Origin of the sequence: Bacillus sp. ISL-4 (genome assembly GCF_018613275.1) — a bacterium.
Taxonomy (GTDB): domain Bacteria; phylum Bacillota; class Bacilli; order Bacillales; family DSM-1321; genus Peribacillus; species Peribacillus simplex_E.
Map to the genome: position 1 here is coordinate 1 of NZ_JAGGQN010000034.1, position 22389 is coordinate 22389.

Consider the following 22389-nt stretch of genomic DNA (forward strand, 5'->3'; position numbering starts at 1 on the left):
GCCTGGCACACAAGAAAAAGCCGTCTAAGGACAGCTCTGAATAATTATTATTTAATATCCTGTTTACTTTTTCCTGTATATAATCTGAATAAAGTAAACTCTTTCTACTTTCATAATTGAATGTTTTTTTGCACTAGAACCAAAACTTCCATCAATAAAAAATACTTACCTTAATAATTGTTGCAGATGAGCCGTCTTCGTAATTGGATAACTTTATATTTAAATTATTGCAGAAATGATCTATGTTCAAGATTACCAAGTCTCCTTGCCCTAAAACAATAGTCTCTTTTTCATCGATACTCATGCTACTTTTTCCTTTGAAACAATAATAGGCGTCGGTTCTTTTCGTAGGTCCCCCATTATCCAACACTTCAGAATAGATTCCATCATTCAAATGAATCGTGCTAAGGTCTCCTTCGCATCCTTCTGCCAACATCAAATTAAAGTCCGTAACCCTCCCAATACTTCGGGTTGTCCAGCCTCCATCAAACCGATCCTGTTCAAATGGCTGTAAATGCACACGGTGCTTTCCTTTATGTTCCAGCAACATTTCACCATCAAGGATCATGATGATTCTCTGGATGCCTGGAAGGTGAGTAAATAAGGATTCGTCCACCTCGACATCTGCGGTGCTTATCCGCCAGTTGAAATCACGGTTCGAGTAATCAGCATCTTCAGGATAAATGGCAAGTTGAGTTGTTTTACCACCTGACCAAAGACTGGTTATTTGTTCACTTTTTCTTATTATTTTTAGTGAATATGACAACTATTTTCTCCCCTTTTATTAATACTTTACTTCAGTTGAAAACAATTTCGACCAGAGTGCAGATCCAAAAAAATGTTTATTGCCAATAGGGTGGATACGATAAAGAGAGAGGCATAACTGAGCTTAGGTGTACTGGTCTCTGATCATCGTAGCATAAATTCGTTCTTACTTGATCGTGCTATATTTATAATCAGACAGAAAAACCAATGTGTATTAACTGCTATGTGGGCAATTTCGGAAAAAAAGACAATACCGAATGTTTTGATACAATCAAAAACATTCGGTATCGACACTATATTCTAAACTTTATTTTGACCATTTCGGGCTTTGCATTAAAACCACTTTTTTCATGCATTATAATAAACCCGATAAACAAAGCTACTAATTATGAAATCATTCCATCATTAAGAACAAATTATCATTTAAATAGATTAATACTTATAATGATAATTGGCATGGCAAAAACATCAATAAGAAATGCACCTACTATCGGAACGATTAAATAAGCTTTACTTGAAGGTCCATATTTAGCGGTGATTGTTGACATATTGGCCATAGCATTTGGTGTAGCCCCTATACCATGTCCGATAAATCCTCCAACCATAACTGCCGCATCGTAGTTTTTGCCAAGAAAGCGAAACATGATGAATATACTTAAAAGTATAATGAAAATTACTTGTATCACCACAATCAAAATAATTGGTAACGCTAGGTCAGCAACTTCCCAAAGTTTTATACTCATTAATGCCATTGATAAGAAAATACCTAAAGTAATATCTCCAATAAAATTTATACTAGGCATTTCGATAATTTTTCCATTTATTTTATCCAAAATATTCCGAACTATTACAGCCACGATCATTGCTCCAACATAATTCGGTAAAACATAACCTGTCTTCGCCGAAAATAACTCTCCTAAATATGAACCTAATGCCATACAAAATGTCAGTATTAATACTTGTTTCATAAATGAAGCTGCATTCAATTCTATTTTGTCTTCCATTTCTTTCTTTTCCTGAATTTCAATATCCTTTTTACTTGGTGTTAATTTATGTTTATTAATTAGATATTTTACAGTTGGACCTCCAACTAATCCACCAAATACTAATCCTAGAGTAGCTGCTGCTATTCCAATTGCTTGGGCAGATTGAATTCCTAGCGATTCAATGGTACCACCAAATGCTGTAGCTGCACCTATGCCACCTTCCATGGATATTGCTCCTGCCATCATACCAATCAATGGATCTATCCCAAAAACGGGTGCTAAAGAAATTCCAATTAAATTTTGAGCAAATGCCAGAAATCCACATAACAACCAATATATTAATAATAATTTACCGCCGACTTTTACTAATTGAAAACTAGCACCCAATCCAACAGTCGTAAAAAACGTTAACATAAATAATCCCTGGAGTGTCGTATCTAATGAAATGGTTACGTTTAGAAAGGTTTTAAGACTTGTAGCGACTATTGCAAACAGCAATCCCCCTACAACAGGTGCAGGAATACAAAAGTGTTTAAATATTTTGACATTCTTAACGATAATCCCGCCTAGTGCTAAAAGCAGTACCGCTAAAAAAATAGTGATCGTTTGATTAATCTCGATGCTCATTTTGCCTATCTCCTCTCCACACACAAAAATACTTCATTTATTAAGTTTGCAGCTAGTTTTACAGTGCGATTATCATTATCCAATGATGGATTTACTTCACAGATATCAAATGAAATAGTTTTCGGATGTGAAGTAATTTTACGAATTAACTGCCTAACCATTTTTCCAGAAAGACCAAATGAAGAAGGTGCACTAACACCTGGTGCTTCTGAAGCGTTAATAGCATCCATACAAAGCGTTAAAATAATATAATCATGTTGATTCATAAAATTCAGAATTTCTTTTTCATTTTCCTCAGAAATCCCATCTACCAATTCTTCTTCCAATATCCAAGAACAACCAAGAGAAGTTGCAGTGTCAAATAATTTTTTTGTATTTCCATAACGTTGAATACCAATAGGCAAATAACTTGCTTGATGATCATGATCTAATATTTGTTTAAACATCGTTCCAGAAGAAGTAATTTCTTCATATGAGCGTAAGTCAAAATGAGCATCAATGTTAAGGATGCCTATTTTAGCTTTGGGTCCTACACTCGACCTAATCCCTAGATAATGACCATAAAAGGTTTCATGTCCGCCCCCCAATATAACAGGAAACATATTTTTAGTTAATATTTTCTCTACGTGACTTCCTAATTCAGCTTGTGCTGCTTCTAACTGTTGATCTTCACAAATGATATTTCCGAAATCAACTAGACTATCTGCTGCTTTGCCGTGCCAAGATAAAGAAGATAAGGATTTACGTATTTCATCGGGAGCTTCCTTGCTTCCAAGTCTTCCTTTATTCCTGCGTACGCCCTCATCACAAGAGAACCCTATTATTCCACACGCATTATTTATTGAAGTTATTTGATTATCTTTAACTATTTGATGAATTCTAAATTCATCTTTATCTATTAGACTATCTGTTCTGCCTTTCCATAAATCCATATTTGGTGACGCATACATTTATTTTTCCTCCCCATTAATAAAAATACTTCATATGTGCAATCTCCTATCAATTTCGGGTTGTACAATAATAAAAGATCTGGTGCAATGGCTTTTCCTTTCAGTTTTCGTTAAACGCTGATAGGCTATGACTTATACAACCTGATGCACTTTGCACATCCCCGCTTCCGCTGCACTGTTACTCCCAGTCCAGCACTGTAGACCATTATGGTGTAATATCTATATTCCCTCCATTCTGCTTAATGGTTTACTGCAATATTAATCAAGCAAGTTTCATGCCAGGTTCATCGCCTTAAAAACAGTGGATAATTAAGATATATGCAAAATAAAAAGTAGGCGAAAATTGCCGCTCGGCAATTTCCGCCTACTTTTCTTCCCGATATTTCTTCAGCTTGTCTCGCAAAGTCCTCTCCCCGATGCCAATTGTTTGCGCGGTCCTCCTTTGATGACCGTTAAAAGCGGCAAGGTTATGAAGAATCACTTTTTTTTCGATTTCCTCAAGCGGTTCGCCGACATAGACAGGGATTAAAGTGTTGCCGAAAAATGCGCGCGAACTTTTTTGGATATCGGAAGGTAAATCGGCTTTCTGTATATAAGACTCATTCGTAAGCGCAATTGCTCTTTCAATCACGTTCTGCAGTTCCCGAATATTTCCTGGAAAGTCATATTGCTGTAAAAGCTGCAGCGCTTCATGGGAAATTCCTTCTACAGGTTTCCCCATTCTATCACCGATTTTTGCAATGAAAAATTCCAACAACAACGGAATGTCTTCTTTTCGTTCACGTAAAGCAGGAAGGTGAATCGGAATTACATTTAATCTGTAATATAAATCTTCACGAAATCGATTTTCTTTTACTTCTTTGACCAAGTCTCTGTTTGTCGCAGCAATGATACGGACATCGATGCTGACTTCTTCTATCCCTCCAACGGGCATTACCTTTCTCTCTTGTAAAACGCGCAAAATTTTCCCCTGCAGCGCCAAATCCATCTCACCGATTTCGTCAAGAAAGATTGTTCCTCCTTCCGCCAACACAAAAAGTCCATATTTCCGCTGTGTCGCCCCTGTAAATGCGCCCTTTTCATATCCAAATAATTCTGATTCCAACAGGTGAGTCGGAATGGCGGCACAATTAATAGCCTGAAACTTTTTGTTTCTGCGCTTGCTTTGATTATGGATCGTTCTGGCGACGACTTCTTTGCCGGTTCCACTTTCCCCTTCTATGAGAATGTTAGAATTGATATCCTTCACTTTTTCGATTAGGGAGAATATTTTGCGCATTGACAAACTTTCACCGATAAGGCCGTTCACACCTGCCACCTTATCCAATTCTTCACTCAGCCATTTCACTTTGGACTGAAGCGTATACACTTCTTCCGCTTTTTGCATCAGCACTTCCAATTCATCAATATGAAGAGGCTTTGTTGCGTATGAAAACGCTCCCTTACGCATTGCTTCTACGGAAGATGGAATGGTACCATAGGCCGTCATCATGATGACAACTGTCGAGGGGGAGAGACGCTTGATTTCTTCTAACACTTCCATCCCATTGTATTCCCCGATTTTCAAATCCAGCAAAACGATGGCGATTTCTGCTCTTTCGAGAAGTGGAAGCGCTTCACGTGGGTCTGTAAACGAATAAACGTGATACTGGTCTTCCAATGCAAACGTAAGTGACTGACAAATGGTTGGCTCATCATCAATAATCATGATATCGTGCATCTTCTTCACCCTTTCTCTATTAATGCTGTAAACAAATGGTCACTACTGTTCCCTTTCCTACTTCACTTCTTGTCTCAATAGTACCATCGTTTTCTTTGACAAGCTGATACGAAATAGAAAGCCCAAGCCCGACCCCGTTCGGTTTCCTGGTATAAAACGGTTCAAAGATCTTATCAATGTCTTCTTCCGAAATGCCGATGCCTTCATCCTCGATTTCAACGACGGTGAACATATCCCGATAATATGCCCGGAAAATAAGGGTTTCCCCTATATTGGACGCCTGAATGGCATTGAGAATGACGTTCACCAGCACTTGTTTGATTTGCTGTGTATCTGCAGTTGTCTGAATTTCTCCAGCGAGCTCACGAACAATACGCAGGTTTTTTTCTTTGATTTTCGGCTTAAGCAATAGCTCAATCCCTTCAATGGTCTCATTCAGAGAAAACGTGACAGGCTCTGATTTTTTAGGGCGGGAATAATCGAGCAAATCGTTAATTAATGTATTAAGTCTGGTAATTTCACTAGTGACCTGTTCGGAAAAGAACGTACGGAAATCTGCGCTTGCAAATTTTTTCGGCAGTAATTGGGTATAGGTAAGGATCGACGTTAACGGATTTCTTATCTCATGTGCGATACCCGCCACAAGTTGTCCCAATGACCGCAAGCGGTCATCCTGAGCCACTTTTCTCTCCAGCTGTTTTTGTTCCGTAATATCGAAAAAATTCAACACCGCACCTACACTTTCTCCCCCAATAGTCTGAATTGGATACACGCTGTAAGTAATATACCTTTTTTTGCTCGTATTCTGAGACCACACCGTTTCCTTTTGTAAGAAAACTCTCTTCCTCTCTAACGCAGCCTTAATCTCCTTTTCCGGGATAAAACAGGTAATGGGCAGATCCTGAAAAGGTTTTCTAACAACATTACCGTCCAACTCCAAATAATCCATAGCCCTAACATTGATCATTGATACAAGACCTTGCTGATTCAATGTAATAAGCGAACTGTAGGCACTGTTTAATACTTGCTGCTGAAAATGGATGTTTTCCTCAAGTAACAGCATCTTCTCTTCCAAGTCTTTATTCACGTGCTCAATTTGCTCGGTTCGCTTAGCTACTTCTCGTTTAAGGCTGAGATTCCACCATAAGATGAGAGAAATTACAATGAAGGTAATGAAAAGACCAATTTCCAAATACAACATCGTTTTGCGTAGTCGTTTAGTATTCGGCAGGATATATTCCCCGAACCACTTTTTCTCTATCTTTTCATACGTCCCATCCTTCTTGATTTGAGAAATTGCCTGATTGAATAGTGTCAGCAACTCTTTGTTTTTTGGCATCACAGCTACAGCATAATTTGTAGTGTCAAGTGACTCACCGACAATCTTAATGAGTGATTGCTGCTCATTTTTCTGTAGAAAATATTGACCCGTAATCCGATTTCCAATGAAAGCATCCACTTTTCCGTCGATCAACAACTGAACGGCTTCTTGTTGATTATTAGTTTCCACCAATTGCAAACGATCTACTTTACTTAATAGACCGCTTGCAACATCACCTTTTTGGACAGCTACTTTCCGGCCTTTGAGATCTTCAATTTTTCGGATATACATGTTATCTTTCAACACAAAAATCCCTTGTGAACTTGTGAAATACGGAGCTGAAAAATCATAGATCTCTTCACGTTCCTGATTGTACTTCATGCCTTGAATCGCATCCACTCTACCAGAGCGCATAGCTTGTACTGCCTCGTTCCACGGCATAGGATAGTATTCGAACCTTATGCCAGTCTCGATAGAAATGGCGTTCATTATATCTACATTAAAACCGGTATAAATGCCCGAATCGCTCAAGTATTCGAAAGGAGGAAAGTTATTATCCCCTGCAACCCGTATCACTTTTTGGGCTTCCGAATGCACTGCAAAAGGAAAGAAACAGCCAAAAAAGAAAAGGAAGACGGTTATAACGGCACAGATAATATGTAACTTTCTCATCGCCTCACCCCTTTTTTCCATACATACAGTTTTGTATCATTAATGTGTATATATACAATGTACAAAGACTCTATCATGATAACTTTTTAAAGTATATAAGAAAAGCTAAAGTGCATCCCATAACGCTTGAACCAAATCACTTGTGCGAAGCTTGGATAGATAAAGGAGATTCAAAACATGGTAGAAAGTCGAATTAGAATATCGAGTGGTAAATGGATTGTAGATAAAAAAAGGCATGCTCCCTTCTTGGGGAATCATGCCTTTTTGTAAGGAAAATAGATGTTGAAGCAAGTAACTGCCCATTTTCTTTTAACTAATTCTAACTTAAATTATATGTTTGACTGTGTATTGTATACTTATTGATTTTTTCCAAGCTTGGTTCATAGCCAATTCCAGGCAATTCCGGAACCTTGATTATTCCGTTTTCCACTGTAACTTCAGGGTCAATGATATCTTCCGCCCAGTAGAGGGAGGAAGCTGCGGTATCTCCCGGAAGAGTAAAGTTTGGCAGTGAAGTGATTGCAATATTATGCGCTCTTCCAATGCCTGATTCCAGCATACCACCACACCATAGCGGAATTTCATGTTCAAGACATAAATCATGGATTTTCTTGGATTCAGTCAAGCCTCCGACACGGCCAATCTTAATATTAATAATTTTACAGCTCCCTAATTTAATAGCTTTCCTTGCATCCTCTAAGGAGTGAATGCTTTCATCCAGGCAAATAGGTGTTTTTAACCTTGACTGTAAATCTGCATGGTCAATGATATCGTTATAGGCAAGCGGCTGTTCAATCATCATTAATTTATAATCATCCAAGGCGGATAGCCGGTCTATATCTTGTAAGGTATAAGCTGAATTTGCATCTGCCATGAGCGGGATTTCAGGATATACTTTTCGGACCTTGTCTATTAATTCAACATCCCAGCCCGGTTTGATTTTTAGTTTAAAGCGCTTATAGCCTTCACCGAGACGAGCTTCAATCATATCTAGGGTCGAATCGATCGAGTCCTTTATTCCGATGCTTACCCCCACTTCAATTTTCTTTTTTGTTCCACCTAACACACTTGAGAGAGATGCATCTTGCTTTTTCGCATACAGATCCCAAACAGCACCTTCTAAAGCTGCTTTTGCCATATAATTACCCCGAATATGGGAGAAATATTTTTCAGAGAGTTCATCCGGATGCTTGATTTCATTTTTAAGAATAATTGGAATTAGATAATCCTCGAGTATATGCCAGTTTGTTTTTAAGGTTTCTTCATTATACAGAGGGTCGAGCATCGCAACCGATTCAGCCCAACCGGAAATGCCATCATCGCTTTTTGCTTCTACAAGGATAAAATCCCTATTGTATTCCGTCCCAAAGCTAGTTGTAAAAGGTTCAAGCAAGTCTAGCTTAAGATGCCTTAGAATAACTTGTTTAATTTTCACTTGGAAATTCTCCTTTTGTGATAAAACTGTTAAAAGACACAGTCTTACCAATTTTTTATTAGATAGGCTGACAGCAGCCTGATATTACGGGCTCTTATTAAAATCTACTTGCTTATTTCCTTGTTAGCACATAAAACTGAACGGGAATTTCTGTCATGGAATTCTTTATAAAATCTGTTACCACCCATCCTTGCTGAAATAAATCGGTAAATATGTCCCTGGTTTTCATCCGCCATTCATTGGCTGCTTGACTATTTGTGACCCTTATTGTCCGGAAGTCCTTTGGAATGGCCACAAAAGCTGTATCACATTTTTGTTCAGGCAGCGGAAGAGTGAAAGATGGAACAGGCAATCCCTTTTCAATGGTCTCCCATTGAATAAGCGAGTTTTCTATCACAACATCCAGCGGAATTCCCCGTCCACTAGAATCCGTTGTCTTTTTTTTACCAATATGCCATTCGACAAGAAATCGGTCAGAAGGAACTCCACTGTTTAAAAGATCTTCCATTTCTCCATAGCAGTTTGCGATATATGTGGAACATCCCCCACCAAGCTTGGCTATATTCAAATACCCATTAATACTTTCTAAAGGATCGTAAGTCCAGGTAATAAGGGAATAGCCGAGCTTTAACGCTTCCTCACGTTGGGCTAATTTTAACTTCTCCCCTATACCTTTGTTGCGAAATTGCTCATCTATGCCTAGAATATGTGAACAAAGATAGACTGATTTACCATTAAAACCCGGAAAGCTGTATTGAAATCCAGCCAGCTGACCCTCGCAATAAGCTCCTAAAACCAAACCGCCGTTTTTCACTGCTGTTATGGTTTGGTGTGAGGGGATTGAATCAGTATCTCCCCAAATGTTAGATTCTAGCTTTCTTACGTCCTCAAGTTCTTCAATTCGATGAAGGGAACGAATTACAATTTCCTTTGGTTTCGTCATGGTCAACCTCCTAAGAAAAGCCCAAGCGCCTTTATTGCCCAAACAACCATAAGCTCGTCAAGTTAGTTAAACGGCTGTTCGCTTGTCGGGCTAGGCACTTAACCCCTTATTTAATATAAAATGTCGTACTTCCCTATCTTTTTGACAAAGAAATCATTCCTGACTACTGAAATCAGCTTCTTGCAATGGAATCCTTTTTGTTCGCTTTACGATTTTATAACCTAGAAAAGCCAGGAGAAATAAAGGAAGCCCGATATAAGAAATTAAAATTCCATACCAGTCAATCTCAGGGCCGAAAAAAGCAGAGTAATTTTGTCCCAGGATAGCTGTAACACATAAAATTGTGGCTAATATCGGACCGAATGGATACCATTTTGAAACATAAGGCAAATCTTTCAAATCTCTTCCTTGTGCAATAAACGCCTTCCGGAAACGATAATGTGTTATCGAAATTCCTAACCAGGATATAAAACCGGATAAACCTGCAGCATTTAATAACCAATTATAAATAGTGCCTTCACCGAAAAGAGAGGTTAGAAAGGCTGCCATCCCAACGATGGTAGAAAAATACACAGCGTTCACTGGAATGCCGCCTGCATTCACTTTTTTTAGAAACGAAGGGGCTTTTCCTTCTTTCGCCAGCACCCAAAGGACGCGAGAAGCTCCGTACATGGCGGAATTGCCTGCTGAAAGAACAGAAGTAAGAATGACCACATTCATAACGGAGGCAGCTATGGCAAGCCCTGCGTTTTGAAAAACTAGTGTGAAGGGACTTACCGCAATATCTTCAATATCCGAGCTTAACAAACGCGGATCGTCATAGCTGACTAAAAATCCAATCACAATGATCGCCAATACATAAAACAAGAGCAGTCTCCAGAAGATTTGCTTAATAGCCTTGGGAATATTTTTTCTCGGGTTTTCACTCTCGCCTGCCGCAATTCCTACTAACTCAGTGCCTTGAAAAGCAAATCCAACCACCATAAAGACACCTATTATGGATAAAAAGCCACCTTTAAACGGTGCTTCCCCTTTGGTGAAATTTTCAAAACCTACGGCATGACCGCCCATTATTCCAAAAATCATTAATAATCCTACTGCTATAAAAATGATAATCGTTAAAACCTTAATAATGGCAAACCAGAATTCTGATTCTCCATATCCTTTTACCGATAAAATATTCAGGCCAAATATGATTGCAAGAAATAATGCGCTCCAAATGATGCCCGGGACAGAAGGCAGCCAAAATTTCATGATCAGGGAGGAAGCTGCTAATTCCAGAGCGACTACGATTGCATTGTTATACCAATAGTTCCATCCGATCGCAAATCCTAAAGCCGGATCGACAAACCTTGATGTATATGTGCTAAAAGAGCCTGTAATAGGAATAAAGGCGGCCATTTCCGCTAAGCTTGTCATCAGAAAGAAAACCATGATCCCGGCAATTATATAGGCAGCTACAGCTCCTCCAGGACCCGCGGTATGAATGATGGAACCGCTCGCTAAAAATAGTCCCGTTCCGATGGTTCCGCCGATTGCAATCATGGAAAGATGCCTTGGTTTGAGCTTGCGCTCCAGCTGTTTTCCATCAGAAGCTGCTTGGACATCCGTTTGTGATGCGAGTGCGGTATTTTTCATGAAACACCTCTTCATTAGATTTTTATAGTGAAAAATTCTCTTCTTCTGTCGCCATCATTACTGTGTTAATTAAAATTTTCGTTCCATAAATAAGTGCTTGTAAATTAAATTTCATATCCGGATGATGCAGACCAGGAGTTAGACCGCAGCCTAGCCCTATCATTGTTGCGGTTATCTCAGGATTTTGTGCTGTATAAAAATGAAAATCCTCTCCTCCTTGAGAAACACAAACTGGAACGACATTTTCCGTCCCAATGATATCTCCTATTGCGATTTCAGCCAGCTTTATCGCTTTTTCATGCAAGGTCGCAGCTGGAACAAATTCTTCCGCAGACCAGGAGATGGATGTACCAGTTTGGACCATTGTCTGGTCAATAGCTTCCTTTGTTAAGCTATTTAGTTCATTCATTACAACATTTGACTGTGCTCTGGCATCAATTGCAAAGCCAGCAGTTTCCGGGATGACGTTTGAAGCTTTGTTGTTTGTTTCAAATTGAGTCATTTTGATGGAATAAGGAGTTTCGGAAACTAGATTAATCTGCTGTAATTTTTGTATAAGCAAAGCCGCTGCCTCGATGACATTTATTCCATCTTGCGGTCGGGATGCATGGGCCTGAATACCTTTGATTGTTCCCCTTATTGTTTCGGCAGAGCCATGGACAATGACGGGGGAAGCTTTCATAAAAGGAACCTCCGTACTGGGTCTTACATGTACCCCGAATAAATATGTAACATCCTCCAATGCGCCATCTTTGATCATTTGAAGAGCGCCTTCTCCTTTTTCTTCCGCAGGCTGAAATATGAATCGGAGAGTGTGTTTAGGCCGGATTCCACTGGAGGCAATGGCCAATGCTGTATATAAAACCATTGTGCTATGTGCGTCATGTCCACATGAATGATTGGCCTTTACAATTCCATCTACTTCCTGAACAAGCGCATCCATATCAGCCCTTAATGCCACAACCTTTTTTGAGATGCCTGGAATCTCGGCAATGATTCCATAATGGCTCTGAAATGTCTTTGTGGTTATTCCCGCTTTCCTAAGACATTTTAATATATAGCAAGACGTTTTTTCCTCCTGCCAGCTTGGCTCAGCCAAAGAATGCAGGTCATGGTAGGACTTTCTCAATGATTCTTGATGCTGATCAATATATTGAATCGGGTTCATAATGTTGCACCTCCTCCTTTACATGAATTTTAACTTTATTAAAAACTCATTCATTAAACACTTCATAACTTGAATATAGCCTTTCTAATTTTTGCTGATGGGTATGGATCCGTTTTTCGTCTTTTTGATGTATGCCTGCAATAACCAAGTCCAATAAGCTAATAACGGAAGCGATTGAATTGGTTCCGGTTTCTGCGTTTTCTTCAGTTGTCAATGCAATATCAGCGATGCGGCCAACAGGTGACAGAAGGCGGTCTGTAACTGAAATTAAACAAACCCCTTGTTCTTTGGCACACTCAGCAACTTTTAATGTTTCATTCGCATACCTCGGAAAGGAAAAAACAACTATCACAGACTTGGTAGTAAGGTTACAAAACTTTTCATAGAAGTCACCTGTTGGTGAACATAAACTTACATTTTCCCTTAATGAACTTAGCGTATAGGAGAACCAATAGGCGGCGGCATGGGAAATGCGATGCCCTGCAATTAATATTTGGTCAGCCTGGATCAAGACATCGACTGCTTTCCATATATCCTGAACGTTCGTATGATCTAATAGATGTCTTAAAATATGAATTTCGTTTTCTATCACTTTGGTAAATGGATCTTGCTTGTCATCAATGCGGAGAATGGAATCACTATTGGATATGTCTATATGACTTTGGTGCAGCAGCTGTTTTTGAATTCTGGCCTGCATTTTACTAAACCCTTCAAATCCTAATGAATAGGAAAACCGAATGACCGTCGTTTCACTAACCTCCGCTTCCCGACCAATTTGAAATGCCGTTTTAAAGGCGGCTTCATCCAAATTTTCAATCAGGTAAGCGGCAACTTTTTTTTGACCTGCCGATAAATGGTCAAATTTTTCCTTTACTAATAATTTAAAAGGAAGAAGTTCCAAAATATTACCCCCATTCCGACGAATCAAATACTTCTTATTATAAAAATGATGAAGGTAATCCTTCTTTATTTTATACACTATCACAATTTAATTAGAAAAAGAAGGAGATTTTTGATTTTTTCGATAATTAATAACTTTAAATTTCAAGCAGATAATAGGCCATTTAGATAAATAGCAAAAAAACTATAAGAAGGTAGGCAAATTCGAAGAAAGCCATTTTGCCTATAGTTTTTTTCTAAAAATACATTCCAGTTGATTGGAACGGAAGGTACGGGACTCCTGCTTAGAAAAGCGCGTCTAGTGGAGACCCCGCAGGTGCACCGCGGAAAGCGAGTACCTGGAGTGGAAATCAACGTTCAAATTTTACAAACCCTCAAAAACATTCCAGTTGATTTTTAGAAATCCGCTCCCTTCTTCATTTTTATTTACTTTATTTGTAAATTTAACATTTTCATTGACATTTAACTTCAATATATATGTTAGAATATTCTGTAGTTTCAACTTTTTCAAGGGGGGCAATTTAATGGGAGATTCAATTAAAGGACACGAACTTTTACAAGTTTTAACAGAGGGGAAACAACCTCCGAATTGTGATCTAACGTTACAGATTGAGGCAAATTATGCCCAGGATGGAATTGCGAGAGGTGTATGGAAAGTAGATGAAAAGTTTATTAACGGAATTGGTGTAGCAATGGGTGGATTTGTCACTTCTGCAGCAGATATTATGATGGCTTATGCGATATCATCTAAATTAAGTCTCGGACAATCCTTCGCATCCATTGATTTACATACTACCTTTCATCGACCAGTGAGATTAGGAGACGTACAGGTTGAAGCAAAAGTAGACCGAATCGGAAAAAAAACTGCTTATGTACTCGCAGATTTATTTCAAAATGATAAAAAAGTGGCAAGCGTTGTGTCATCTGTTATGATCCTTTAAACCAGATAAAAAAGCATGTTGCACAAAAAAGCCCTTCGTAACATGCTTCTTTCATTTGGACAATTCTATAAAATCAAGAACGCCCACAAGATTCACCGCTTCGCCTAACCACTTCATTGTAATTTCAATTTTATATTTTCTTTGGATAGACACATCATCAAACAAACCATCGCAGCACAGGGCTTTTGAGATCCATGGTGAATAGACCGTAATCAATGACGACTATTTCGTCATTCTCGTTATATCCGACATTATCTAAACGCAAATCTATTGGTATAATACCGTGCCTTAGGAATTTTAATTCCAACTTGATCAGTTTCCTATATTCCTTGATTGTCAACGGCACTTTCGTGTCCACCTTCTTCATGATAATCCAGCCCGTCCCATGCTCCTTAACTGGACATATATACTTTTTGACTTCCTCATTACAGTTATTATATATATAGGCTTCATTTGCATTGCTTATTAATCCTACTTCTGACAATGCAATTTTTAAAATATAGCCATTATTTAAATCATAGACGACTCGGTTAAAACCATGCCCGATCATTTTGTACTTGAACTTTAGCGTTTTTCTGGCGGTAGACACTAATTGTCCAGCAGTTATATATAATTGGAATATCCCTATTTGAGATATCCAGGACTCAATGGCTGTTATCTCTTGCCGGGACAGCATTGTACTTTTATTCGGCTGATGTTTCCTTTCCTTACCATTGTTAATAGGCCACATTCACTAAATGTCTCCTTTTTTAAAAATTTATTAATACAGAGATGGGATTCCATGGATGAAAAAACAATAGAAGAATAAATGCATGTTCTAAGTTTTTCAAGATTTCCCCTTCGTTATATGATATGTCTTTATTATAAAACGGCTTGTACTGTAGCTGAGGATACTAGAAAAAACTACAAATTTTTCAATGAAGGGAAGGAAAAAGAGAAACCTGCTTATTTTTGAGTCTTCTTAAATAAATTCAAAAACCCCGGGGTGGCTTTCAAGGCCAACTCCGGGGTTTTTGAATTTTCATATTGTTATAGTTTTTGGTAAGGTATGCGTCGCCTTGTCATGTACTATGCTAATAAGTCAACATCTTTTGGTTGCTCCATATGATTATTCTTTTTAATGGATAGCGCAGCAATTATTGAAATGGCGGAACAAGCGATTAAGAACCAAAAGGCCCCATTGTAGGATCCTGTAAGGGTGATTATAAAGCCCATGACTAGAGGTGATATGAATCCTGCTGCCTGTGCCCCCATATTAATTACTCCCATTGCGGAACCGATAACCTGTTTAGACATGATTTTATGCGGCAAAGCAAAGGCAACTGTAAAGGCAAAGCTTTTAAAGACCATACAAAGGTTCAAATATACCATAGCTGCTATAAGGGAGGTCGAGGTAAACATCATATACAGGAATATCCCTGACATGAGCATGCCAAATGCTGCATAATATTTTTCTAAGTTATTAAAAAACCTGTCAAGAAGCCATCCGCTGAACAACATAGCAACTCCAGTGGAAATACCCGGTAACGCTGCATAAAAACCCATGGACAACAGATCCATTCCTCTTGCTTCCATCAAATAGGATGGAATCCAGGAAGAAAGTCCCCAATTTACTATTCCGGCAGCAAACCACATGACGGTTATTTTCCACAAGCCGGAATTCATCAGCAATTCCTTCATTGGAATTCTATTCTCTTTTAATGGAGCAGTGCTTTCTTTTGGTTTAAAATATACCCAGAAAGCTATCGTTAACAATATTCCTAGCAATCCGATTACATAAAACATGTTTCTCCAGCCCATAAATAAAATCATCGGCGCAGCCACCAATGGGGCAAGTGCCATCCCAAAGTAATTGGATGACATCAAGTAAGCAGAAGCCTTTGGCCTTTCATCCCGGGGAAAATAATCCGCCATCCCCTTTTGGGAAGCTGAAGGATATCCTCCTTGACCAAGCCCGAAGAGAAAACGTATGACAAGTAACGAAATAAGAGACCAGGCAAAACCGGTAAATACGGTAAAAACAGACCATACAATGATGGACCATATTAAGACTCTTCTCGAACCCAGTTTATCTGTTAGCCATCCTCCTGGTATTTGCATGATAGCATAGGATAAGAAGAAGCTACTCAAGATTGCCCCGACAGCAGCAGCATCCAAATTAAATTCTTCCTTAATAGATACAACAGCCACACTCATGACCATCCGATCCAAATAATCAACCAGATAACCAACGAACAGCAAAAATAATATAAAGTGCTTATTTTGGGACCCTCCAATGTAACGCTTCATCTTATTCCTCCCTTTTTCTACTAATCCTTCATTTTTCTTTCCATGGGCAAATTAATAGGGATTATCTATCGATCTTGAAATGTTGCCACTTTATCTATTTTTGAACTTTGGAACCTTCTAATTACCTTCCCCTCTCGTGCTCCTGTGTATTCCCCATGATAAACGGTTAATTTTCCATTTATATAAACCACATGTATGCCTTCAGGCTCTAATAGCGGCTCTTCAAATGTAGCTCGATCTTTAATTTTTCCAGGATCAAATATAACAATATCTGCCTGATATCCCTCTTTTATTAACCCCCTATCCTTTAATCTCATTAGCTGCGCAGGAGCACTTGTCATTCGACGAATCGCTTGTTCAAGCGTCAAAGCTCCTTCTTCCCTAACATATTTGCCTAATACTCTCGGAAATGTCCCATATAATCGGGGATGCGGTTTACCTCCAAAAATCCCATCAGATCCCACCATTTGCAGTGGATGGCACATACTCAGCAAAACATCTTCCGCAAATCCCCAATGAATAACCATTGCTACATTCCCTTTTTCCTCAATGAGAATATCAAATGCGGCATCTTCAGGGGATTGCTGCCTGATTTCTGAAATTTCAATCATGTCTTTACCTTCTAAGCATTTATTAGAATCCGTTTGAACGGAGGTAATAATGATATTTTTCCAGCCACAATTCAAAACCCAATTTTCATACTCTGTGTTTGTTTTAAATTCACCTGAGATTCTTTTTCTGATTTCTGGAATATTCAATCGTATCAGCGTTTCTTCCGTTCCCCCTGCATGCATCCAAGGTGGAAGTATGGCATGAAAAACGGTTGAAGCGGCTGAATATGGATATTGATCAAAGGTAATCTCAATACCTTCCTCTCTAGCGGCATTCATCTTGTCCAGCGCTTTCTTAAATTTATCCCTATTTCCCTGGCCAATTATCTTAAAATGCGAAATATGTAATCTTACACCGGATTGTCTGGAAACATCTATGACTTCATCCAAAGCTGATAAAGAGTGAATGCTTTCATTCCGAATATGGACAACGAAACAGCCGTCATATTTCGCAGTACCCTTACATATTTCAATCAATTCTACCTTATTGGAGAATACATTTGGGGGATATACTAATCCTGAGGACAAGCCTACTGCTCCCATACGCATTCCTTCCTCGACCATCAAACGCATTTTTTCCAATTCTTGTTTAGTAGCCACTCTATCCTCAAATCCCATGACCAGGGAACGAACCGCGCCATGAGGCACAAGGTAAGCCGCGTTGCCTATCATTTTTGACTTTTCTAGAAATGAAAAATATTCATCTATGCTATTCCATGGCCACTCCCCAATATCGCCATTTAGTCCATTTAATTGTTTTTTCCATAACGGCTTTGTTTTTTCCGATACAGGAGCAACAGAAATACCATCCTGACCAAATAATTCTGTAGTCACACCCTGAAGTGACTTTATTTTATGAACTTCAGGAACAGTGCAAAGTAAATCGGAATGAACATGGGGATCAATAAATCCTGGTGAAACCGCCAACCCATTGGCATCTATAGTTTGCCCAGCCTGTTCGCTGCTTAAATTGCCCATAAAAGTAATCCTTCCATCCTTGATTCCAATGTCAGTTTTCGTCCAAGGGTTCCCTGTTCCATCATAAACCCTTCCATTTTTTATTATCACGTCTAGCATTTGACCACATCCTCTATATATTAGTTAGACTAATTGATGATTTAAAATAGGATCAATAGGGTAAATCGGTCTACTTATATTCTTGTAATCAAAGGTTGATAACTTCACACTGCTTAACCCAGGCGAGTCAACCGTTATAATTTCTTTAGCAATAGGCATGAAGGCTGCGCGAAAATGGTGAGATGATTTCAAACCAACAATACTTGATTTCTCAACATCTATTCCATGAAGGAGGAAAACTTGTTCATCAAAAGTCTGGGAATTTACAGAGCATACAATGATATCAACGTTATCAACCAATAATCTTGCACTTCTCCCCAAGTTCACCTTGCTTCCATTCCACATCGGTGAGGACTGAATAAACTTGCCATCAGAAAGGCTTTTAACATAAGCTGATATTTTTAGAGGGTTACCATGTAAACTATCTGTTTTACCACCTAATTCGACATGAATTAAGGACCCCACACCTTCTTCATGGGCAATTTTTGCTATTTCTGGATCAAAAATAAACCCAAAGCAGCTATTTGGAATGTTTGCTTCAATCATTTCCTTCAATAAAAAGGTGCCATCACCTGGTGTACCAGCACCAGGGTTATCAGAAGCTTCATTTATGATGATGGGCATTTCATTTCGGGAGAAAGCATATGAAATGGCTTTCTTTGGTGACGGCAATATTGGAAAAAATTCATCTTTCTTCTCAAAAATTCTTGCAGCTATATCATTTGATATTTTTTGTGCTAAAGAGGGTTCATTATTCGTAATGGTAATTACCGAAACTCCTGCGTGAGGGATATCTGAATATGGAAAGCCGTGGAATAAGGTACAATCAAGGACCTCAGGATGCTTTTCCCATTCCTCGCACCATTCATTGATTTCTTTAATTGGAGAAAAGTAGGAGGTTGTAGTAGGAATAAGTAATGGTAATTTAGATAGAGCCATTTCCGGGTTAACTTTTCCTTGAATGATGCGAGCAGTTATATCAATTGCTTCACTCCCCCTTTCGTAGGAATCCGTATGAGGGTAATCTATATTTCCGAGTAGTGCATCAGCTTTTTTAACCATGGTTTCCGTAATATTACCATGGAGGTCCAATGCAGCTACTATTGGTATTTTTGAACCCAAAATGCTTCTTAATTCCGAAAGGATCTCGCCTTCAATATCGTCAACTCCTTCCGCTACTCCTGCACCATGAAGAAATAGACAAATCCCATCCAATTTTCCAGAATTCAAAATACTTGATATTAATAGTTTTTTTGCTTTTTGAAACGTTTCCTGCGTTATCATTCCTGAAGGATTGGCCATGGCTGCAAAAGTCGGCACAATTTCAATCCCCAGCTCTTCTCCCCGATCGATCATCCCACCCAAATAATCCAATACACCAGTATGCCTATCGAGAAGTTCCTCTCCTTGGGTCCATTCCCATACTTTAAATAAGTCGACTGTCGTTCTTACTTGAGAAAATGTATTCGTTTCATGTGCCAACTGACCGATTGCTATTCTCATAAAATTTCCCCTTTCTTCACTATTAAATGAATAAACCCTATCTGACTGACTCCCTGGAAAATTGAAATTCATATAACTGTCGGGGTCTCCCCCGGTTTATGGGCTGTTCCTCACCCACGATGACAGCTAGATTCGCATTTTCAAGGGTATTCAGGATTCTCCTAGCGCTCCTAATGGTCAAACCTAATCCGTTAGCAAGATCATTTGAAGTGATGCATCTATTGCCAAAGCACTCACAAAAGGAAAGTAATTTGTTTATGGTTGCAATACTGAGCCCAGCTGTTTTTGCTAAATTCATTAGATGTGGGTCATCACTCCGCAAGGAATATTTCAATTTCCCATCTTTTCCGACAGGCCCAAAAACAGTTCCATCCATGTCAACCACAAAGCAACTCGGTTTATTAACTCTCGCTTTCATAAGTGCTTTACGAGCACTCACTTCCGCTTCGTTTGCTGTATGTCCAAATCCTATTCCAATGGTGGTCTCTACATCAATTTTCATGGCTATCTCATCTAATAGCGGAGCCTTTTTATATTTGTGGGTAGTCCTTTCAATGGCGCCCCGAGTGGTTATAAAACGGACTTCATCTCGTTCTGACCAGTCAAAAATAGCCTGGACCTCTTCACAAAAATCGATTAGAAGATTTTGAAGTGCAGCCTTTTTTCGCTGTTCTCCATATTCTGATATGGGCTTTTTTAAAGAAGAAAGCAAGTTATTAAAATGCAGGATTCCAATGGCAATTTGTGTATCGCTTTGAAGCAAGGCCTTCCCCTCCAAAAGAACATTATTCAAGCTAGTTCGAATGGCAGACATTGTAGGGAGAACCCTGAATACTAGCACCCCTAGCCCTTTTAACGATTCGTATACGGATTTAACACAGGTAACGGCCACCTGAGTTTGATTATTTTTCCATAATTCATAATGAAAATGAACCAATTCATCCGCTTTTTGATCAGCTTTCAGAAACATCTTTTCTGGATATATTTCTAAATCCTCAAAACACTCTTTTACTTCTCTATTTGGCAATGTGTCTATACTAATCCTTAACGGTTCCTTGATTGGATTAAAAGAAGTTTCTGTAATGATCTTAAAAAGAGTACGATACAAGGATGTTCCTGTTGAGGGAATAAATACCATGGGTTTTGTAATATTTTGATTCTTTGCCATTTGATAAGGAATTATGCCTAAAAAGAATAAAACATCCGCCTCGTCGACTCTTCTTTTAATTACATCTATTGTTTCCTGTTCATGTTTGTAAGGTGCAGGTAACATGGTAATGTCAGAGTACGATTGACCGATAGTAAACACTAGTTCTACTAAATCTATAGGACCTATTACTAATACTTTTGTATTCATCCGATCCTCCACTTTTATTTTTCAAATAATACTGAATAGTAAGTTTTTATTATTGTTTATAACTTTAACTATCTAAATAATAAAAGTAAATGTCTGTTAATGGACCGAAATACGTTTTTTTGAGCAGTCAGTTATTTATTTGGGCTTTCTCCATTCCTTTTCCACTAGAGAATACTATATCTTCGTGCATCCAGTTCGACCTGGTCCTTTATTGATTTATTATCGATATCATATATTAATTGGGTAATGTTGAAAAAATATGTCCATTTGCCACATATCATTGTTTATCAAGACCTACATTTAAAAAATATAGATAAAATTAAAGGACATTACCTATTAGTTTATATCAAATAGGTAATGTCCTTTATTCATTAAAAATCGGGCTCGATTATGGAAGAATACTTAAAGGAATTTATGGATTTGAATTTGTTGCCATACAATTTTATAAATGTATGAAAAAAGGATGAGTATTGTGCCTATTAATCCGTTTGAAAAATATTCAATGACATGGAAGCCGACATTAAATCGAGAAGATAGACCGATTTTATCAGGCATTAGCTAAGCAGTTAGTTAGAATGTAACATTATAGAGGGGCGTTTAGTTCCAGGTACAAAACTTCCACCGCAAAGAGAGTTAGCAGACTATTTGGATGTGAATCTAAGTATGCTACCAAATCGTGTATCATATGGACCTTTACATGATGAGTATAAATGGCTATACATTGCGTAGGTTATTTTGCTAATCATATCTATATCCATTGGAAATTAGATACCAATCCAGGAACCTAATACTTCAGTTCTTATTGGGGAAATTGATGCTTTCCTTGCATAAAAAAATGCCCGATTCCATAATATTAGAATCGGACATTTTATAAAGCTATTAAAGTTAATGTAAAACTGAGCTGTACTTTTGACATCTCAAACAGCGTAGACATCTTCAATATTCGTTCTATAGTCGCCATAAGCTCTTTCAATTTTTCGTTTCCTTGGTTTTATGTTAAATACTAGTAGCACGATCACAATAACTTAATGGAATTTACCAGTTAATCTAAAACCAATTTCTGCAACAAGAGTTGATAGTAAAAATGTTCCTGTATATACAACTAGAGATATAACAACTATACGCCATCCTAATTTTTTAAATTCTTTCAAATCTTTCCCGAAGGAAAGGCCAGCATAAGCCAAAATAGGTGTTGCCAAGGCCATAAAATTAACTTGTTCTGTTACTTTAATGATTCCTGCGTTTCCTGGAAAAATCGGAGTTGTAACCAATAAGGCTAACATAGAAACCCAAACAACAATTGGTAGTTTTATAGGGGAGATTTTTGCGAAAAAGAACCCTAATATCGTTACAGCAACAATGATCATCATACCTGGTAATGCGTCAATTGGTGAAACATTGTATCCAACCCAATTTCCCATAATAGCTATTATACCAATAATTATAAAAGTCAATATTTTATCCTTCATATAAAATCTCCCCTTAA

General features: G+C 38.3%; 17 protein-coding genes and 1 pseudogene. 2 read left to right on the plus strand and 16 right to left on the minus strand.

Annotated elements, in window-relative coordinates:
* Nucleotides 1-151 precede the first annotated feature (151 nt).
* From J7J00_RS19290 to J7J00_RS19335, 10 genes are all read right to left on the minus strand, one after another.
* Nucleotides 152-766 (minus strand): HutD/Ves family protein, encoded by a 615-nt coding sequence (locus J7J00_RS19290; protein WP_214793645.1) that lies wholly within the window; start codon nucleotides 764-766, stop codon nucleotides 152-154.
* A gap of 418 nt (nucleotides 767-1184) precedes the next feature.
* Nucleotides 1185-2378: a sodium/glutamate symporter gene (gene gltS / locus J7J00_RS19295; protein ID WP_144528398.1), complete on the minus strand. Its 1194-nt coding sequence runs from the start codon at nucleotides 2376-2378 to the stop codon at nucleotides 1185-1187.
* Nucleotides 2379-2383: 5 nt separating this feature from the next.
* On the minus strand, nucleotides 2384-3328 hold the full coding sequence (hutG, locus tag J7J00_RS19300) for a formimidoylglutamase (RefSeq protein ID WP_214793648.1): 945 nt from the start codon (nucleotides 3326-3328) through the stop codon (nucleotides 2384-2386).
* 364 nt (nucleotides 3329-3692) lie between these two features.
* On the minus strand, nucleotides 3693-5048 hold the full coding sequence (locus tag J7J00_RS19305) for a sigma-54-dependent transcriptional regulator (RefSeq protein ID WP_214793651.1): 1356 nt from the start codon (nucleotides 5046-5048) through the stop codon (nucleotides 3693-3695).
* A 19-nt stretch (nucleotides 5049-5067) separates the two neighbouring features.
* Nucleotides 5068-7041 carry a transporter substrate-binding domain-containing protein gene (locus tag J7J00_RS19310; protein WP_214793654.1) on the minus strand — a complete coding sequence of 658 codons (1974 nt, stop codon included), beginning with the start codon at nucleotides 7039-7041 and terminating at the stop codon, nucleotides 5068-5070.
* A gap of 319 nt (nucleotides 7042-7360) precedes the next feature.
* Nucleotides 7361-8476, minus strand: a complete 1116-nt coding sequence (gene menC, locus J7J00_RS19315) for an o-succinylbenzoate synthase (protein ID WP_214793657.1) — start codon at nucleotides 8474-8476, stop codon at nucleotides 7361-7363.
* A 112-nt stretch (nucleotides 8477-8588) separates the two neighbouring features.
* Complete coding sequence (locus tag J7J00_RS19320) at nucleotides 8589-9419, minus strand: GNAT family N-acetyltransferase (RefSeq protein ID WP_214793659.1); 831 nt, start codon at nucleotides 9417-9419, stop codon at nucleotides 8589-8591.
* 153 nt (nucleotides 9420-9572) lie between these two features.
* Nucleotides 9573-11057, minus strand: a complete 1485-nt coding sequence (locus J7J00_RS19325) for an amino acid permease (protein WP_214793662.1) — start codon at nucleotides 11055-11057, stop codon at nucleotides 9573-9575.
* A gap of 22 nt (nucleotides 11058-11079) precedes the next feature.
* Nucleotides 11080-12225 carry an amidohydrolase gene (locus tag J7J00_RS19330; RefSeq protein WP_214793665.1) on the minus strand — a complete coding sequence of 382 codons (1146 nt, stop codon included), beginning with the start codon at nucleotides 12223-12225 and terminating at the stop codon, nucleotides 11080-11082.
* Between the two features lie 46 nt (nucleotides 12226-12271).
* Nucleotides 12272-13126 (minus strand): MurR/RpiR family transcriptional regulator, encoded by an 855-nt coding sequence (locus J7J00_RS19335; protein WP_214793668.1) that lies wholly within the window; start codon nucleotides 13124-13126, stop codon nucleotides 12272-12274.
* A gap of 523 nt (nucleotides 13127-13649) precedes the next feature.
* Between J7J00_RS19335 and J7J00_RS19340 the strand changes: the two genes are divergently transcribed.
* Complete coding sequence (locus J7J00_RS19340; protein WP_214793671.1) at nucleotides 13650-14066, plus strand: PaaI family thioesterase; 417 nt, start codon at nucleotides 13650-13652, stop codon at nucleotides 14064-14066.
* Nucleotides 14067-14223: 157 nt separating this feature from the next.
* Here the strand turns inward: J7J00_RS19340 and J7J00_RS19345 are convergent, their stop codons facing one another.
* From J7J00_RS19345 to J7J00_RS19365, 5 genes are all read right to left on the minus strand, one after another.
* On the minus strand, nucleotides 14224-14796 hold the full coding sequence (locus J7J00_RS19345) for a hypothetical protein (protein WP_214793674.1): 573 nt from the start codon (nucleotides 14794-14796) through the stop codon (nucleotides 14224-14226).
* A 338-nt stretch (nucleotides 14797-15134) separates the two neighbouring features.
* The gene (locus J7J00_RS19350; protein ID WP_214793677.1) at nucleotides 15135-16355 is read right to left on the minus strand and encodes an MFS transporter; all 1221 of its coding nucleotides are present in this window, start codon (nucleotides 16353-16355) and stop codon (nucleotides 15135-15137) included.
* A gap of 65 nt (nucleotides 16356-16420) precedes the next feature.
* Nucleotides 16421-18043: an N-acyl-D-amino-acid deacylase family protein gene (locus J7J00_RS19355; RefSeq protein WP_214793680.1), complete on the minus strand. Its 1623-nt coding sequence runs from the start codon at nucleotides 18041-18043 to the stop codon at nucleotides 16421-16423.
* A 24-nt stretch (nucleotides 18044-18067) separates the two neighbouring features.
* Nucleotides 18068-19546: a M81 family metallopeptidase gene (locus tag J7J00_RS19360; RefSeq protein ID WP_214793683.1), complete on the minus strand. Its 1479-nt coding sequence runs from the start codon at nucleotides 19544-19546 to the stop codon at nucleotides 18068-18070.
* A 37-nt stretch (nucleotides 19547-19583) separates the two neighbouring features.
* Entirely contained in the window at nucleotides 19584-20903 is a 1320-nt protein-coding gene (locus J7J00_RS19365; protein ID WP_214793686.1) for a helix-turn-helix domain-containing protein, read from the minus strand.
* Between the two features lie 472 nt (nucleotides 20904-21375).
* On the opposite strand from J7J00_RS19365, the pseudogene J7J00_RS28945 reads away from it, so the two are divergent.
* Nucleotides 21376-21572, plus strand: a pseudogene (locus tag J7J00_RS28945) (GntR family transcriptional regulator); the annotation flags it as partial.
* Between the two features lie 356 nt (nucleotides 21573-21928).
* Here the strand turns inward: J7J00_RS28945 and J7J00_RS19375 are convergent.
* Nucleotides 21929-22372, minus strand: a complete 444-nt coding sequence (locus J7J00_RS19375; RefSeq protein ID WP_101221676.1) for a hypothetical protein — start codon at nucleotides 22370-22372, stop codon at nucleotides 21929-21931.
* Nucleotides 22373-22389 lie beyond the last annotated feature (17 nt).

What these genes read in the sequence shown, in the direction of transcription:
- gltS (WP_144528398.1), bottom strand. Translation starts at nt 2,378, where the DNA reads ATGAGCATCGAGATTAATCAAACGATCACTATTTTTTTAGCGGTACTG.
- hutG (WP_214793648.1), bottom strand. Translation starts at nt 3,328, where the DNA reads ATGTATGCGTCACCAAATATGGATTTATGGAAAGGCAGAACAGATAGT.
- J7J00_RS19305 (WP_214793651.1), bottom strand. Translation starts at nt 5,048, where the DNA reads ATGCACGATATCATGATTATTGATGATGAGCCAACCATTTGTCAGTCA.
- J7J00_RS19310 (WP_214793654.1), bottom strand. Translation starts at nt 7,041, where the DNA reads ATGAGAAAGTTACATATTATCTGTGCCGTTATAACCGTCTTCCTTTTC.
- J7J00_RS19320 (WP_214793659.1), bottom strand. Translation starts at nt 9,419, where the DNA reads ATGACGAAACCAAAGGAAATTGTAATTCGTTCCCTTCATCGAATTGAA.
- J7J00_RS19325 (WP_214793662.1), bottom strand. Translation starts at nt 11,057, where the DNA reads ATGAAAAATACCGCACTCGCATCACAAACGGATGTCCAAGCAGCTTCT.
- J7J00_RS19330 (WP_214793665.1), bottom strand. Translation starts at nt 12,225, where the DNA reads ATGAACCCGATTCAATATATTGATCAGCATCAAGAATCATTGAGAAAG.
- J7J00_RS19340 (WP_214793671.1), top strand. Translation starts at nt 13,650, where the DNA reads ATGGGAGATTCAATTAAAGGACACGAACTTTTACAAGTTTTAACAGAG.
- J7J00_RS19345 (WP_214793674.1), bottom strand. Translation starts at nt 14,796, where the DNA reads ATGTGGCCTATTAACAATGGTAAGGAAAGGAAACATCAGCCGAATAAA.
- J7J00_RS19350 (WP_214793677.1), bottom strand. Translation starts at nt 16,355, where the DNA reads ATGAAGCGTTACATTGGAGGGTCCCAAAATAAGCACTTTATATTATTT.
- J7J00_RS19355 (WP_214793680.1), bottom strand. Translation starts at nt 18,043, where the DNA reads ATGCTAGACGTGATAATAAAAAATGGAAGGGTTTATGATGGAACAGGG.
- J7J00_RS19360 (WP_214793683.1), bottom strand. Translation starts at nt 19,546, where the DNA reads ATGAGAATAGCAATCGGTCAGTTGGCACATGAAACGAATACATTTTCT.
- J7J00_RS19365 (WP_214793686.1), bottom strand. Translation starts at nt 20,903, where the DNA reads ATGAATACAAAAGTATTAGTAATAGGTCCTATAGATTTAGTAGAACTA.
- J7J00_RS19375 (WP_101221676.1), bottom strand. Translation starts at nt 22,372, where the DNA reads ATGAAGGATAAAATATTGACTTTTATAATTATTGGTATAATAGCTATT.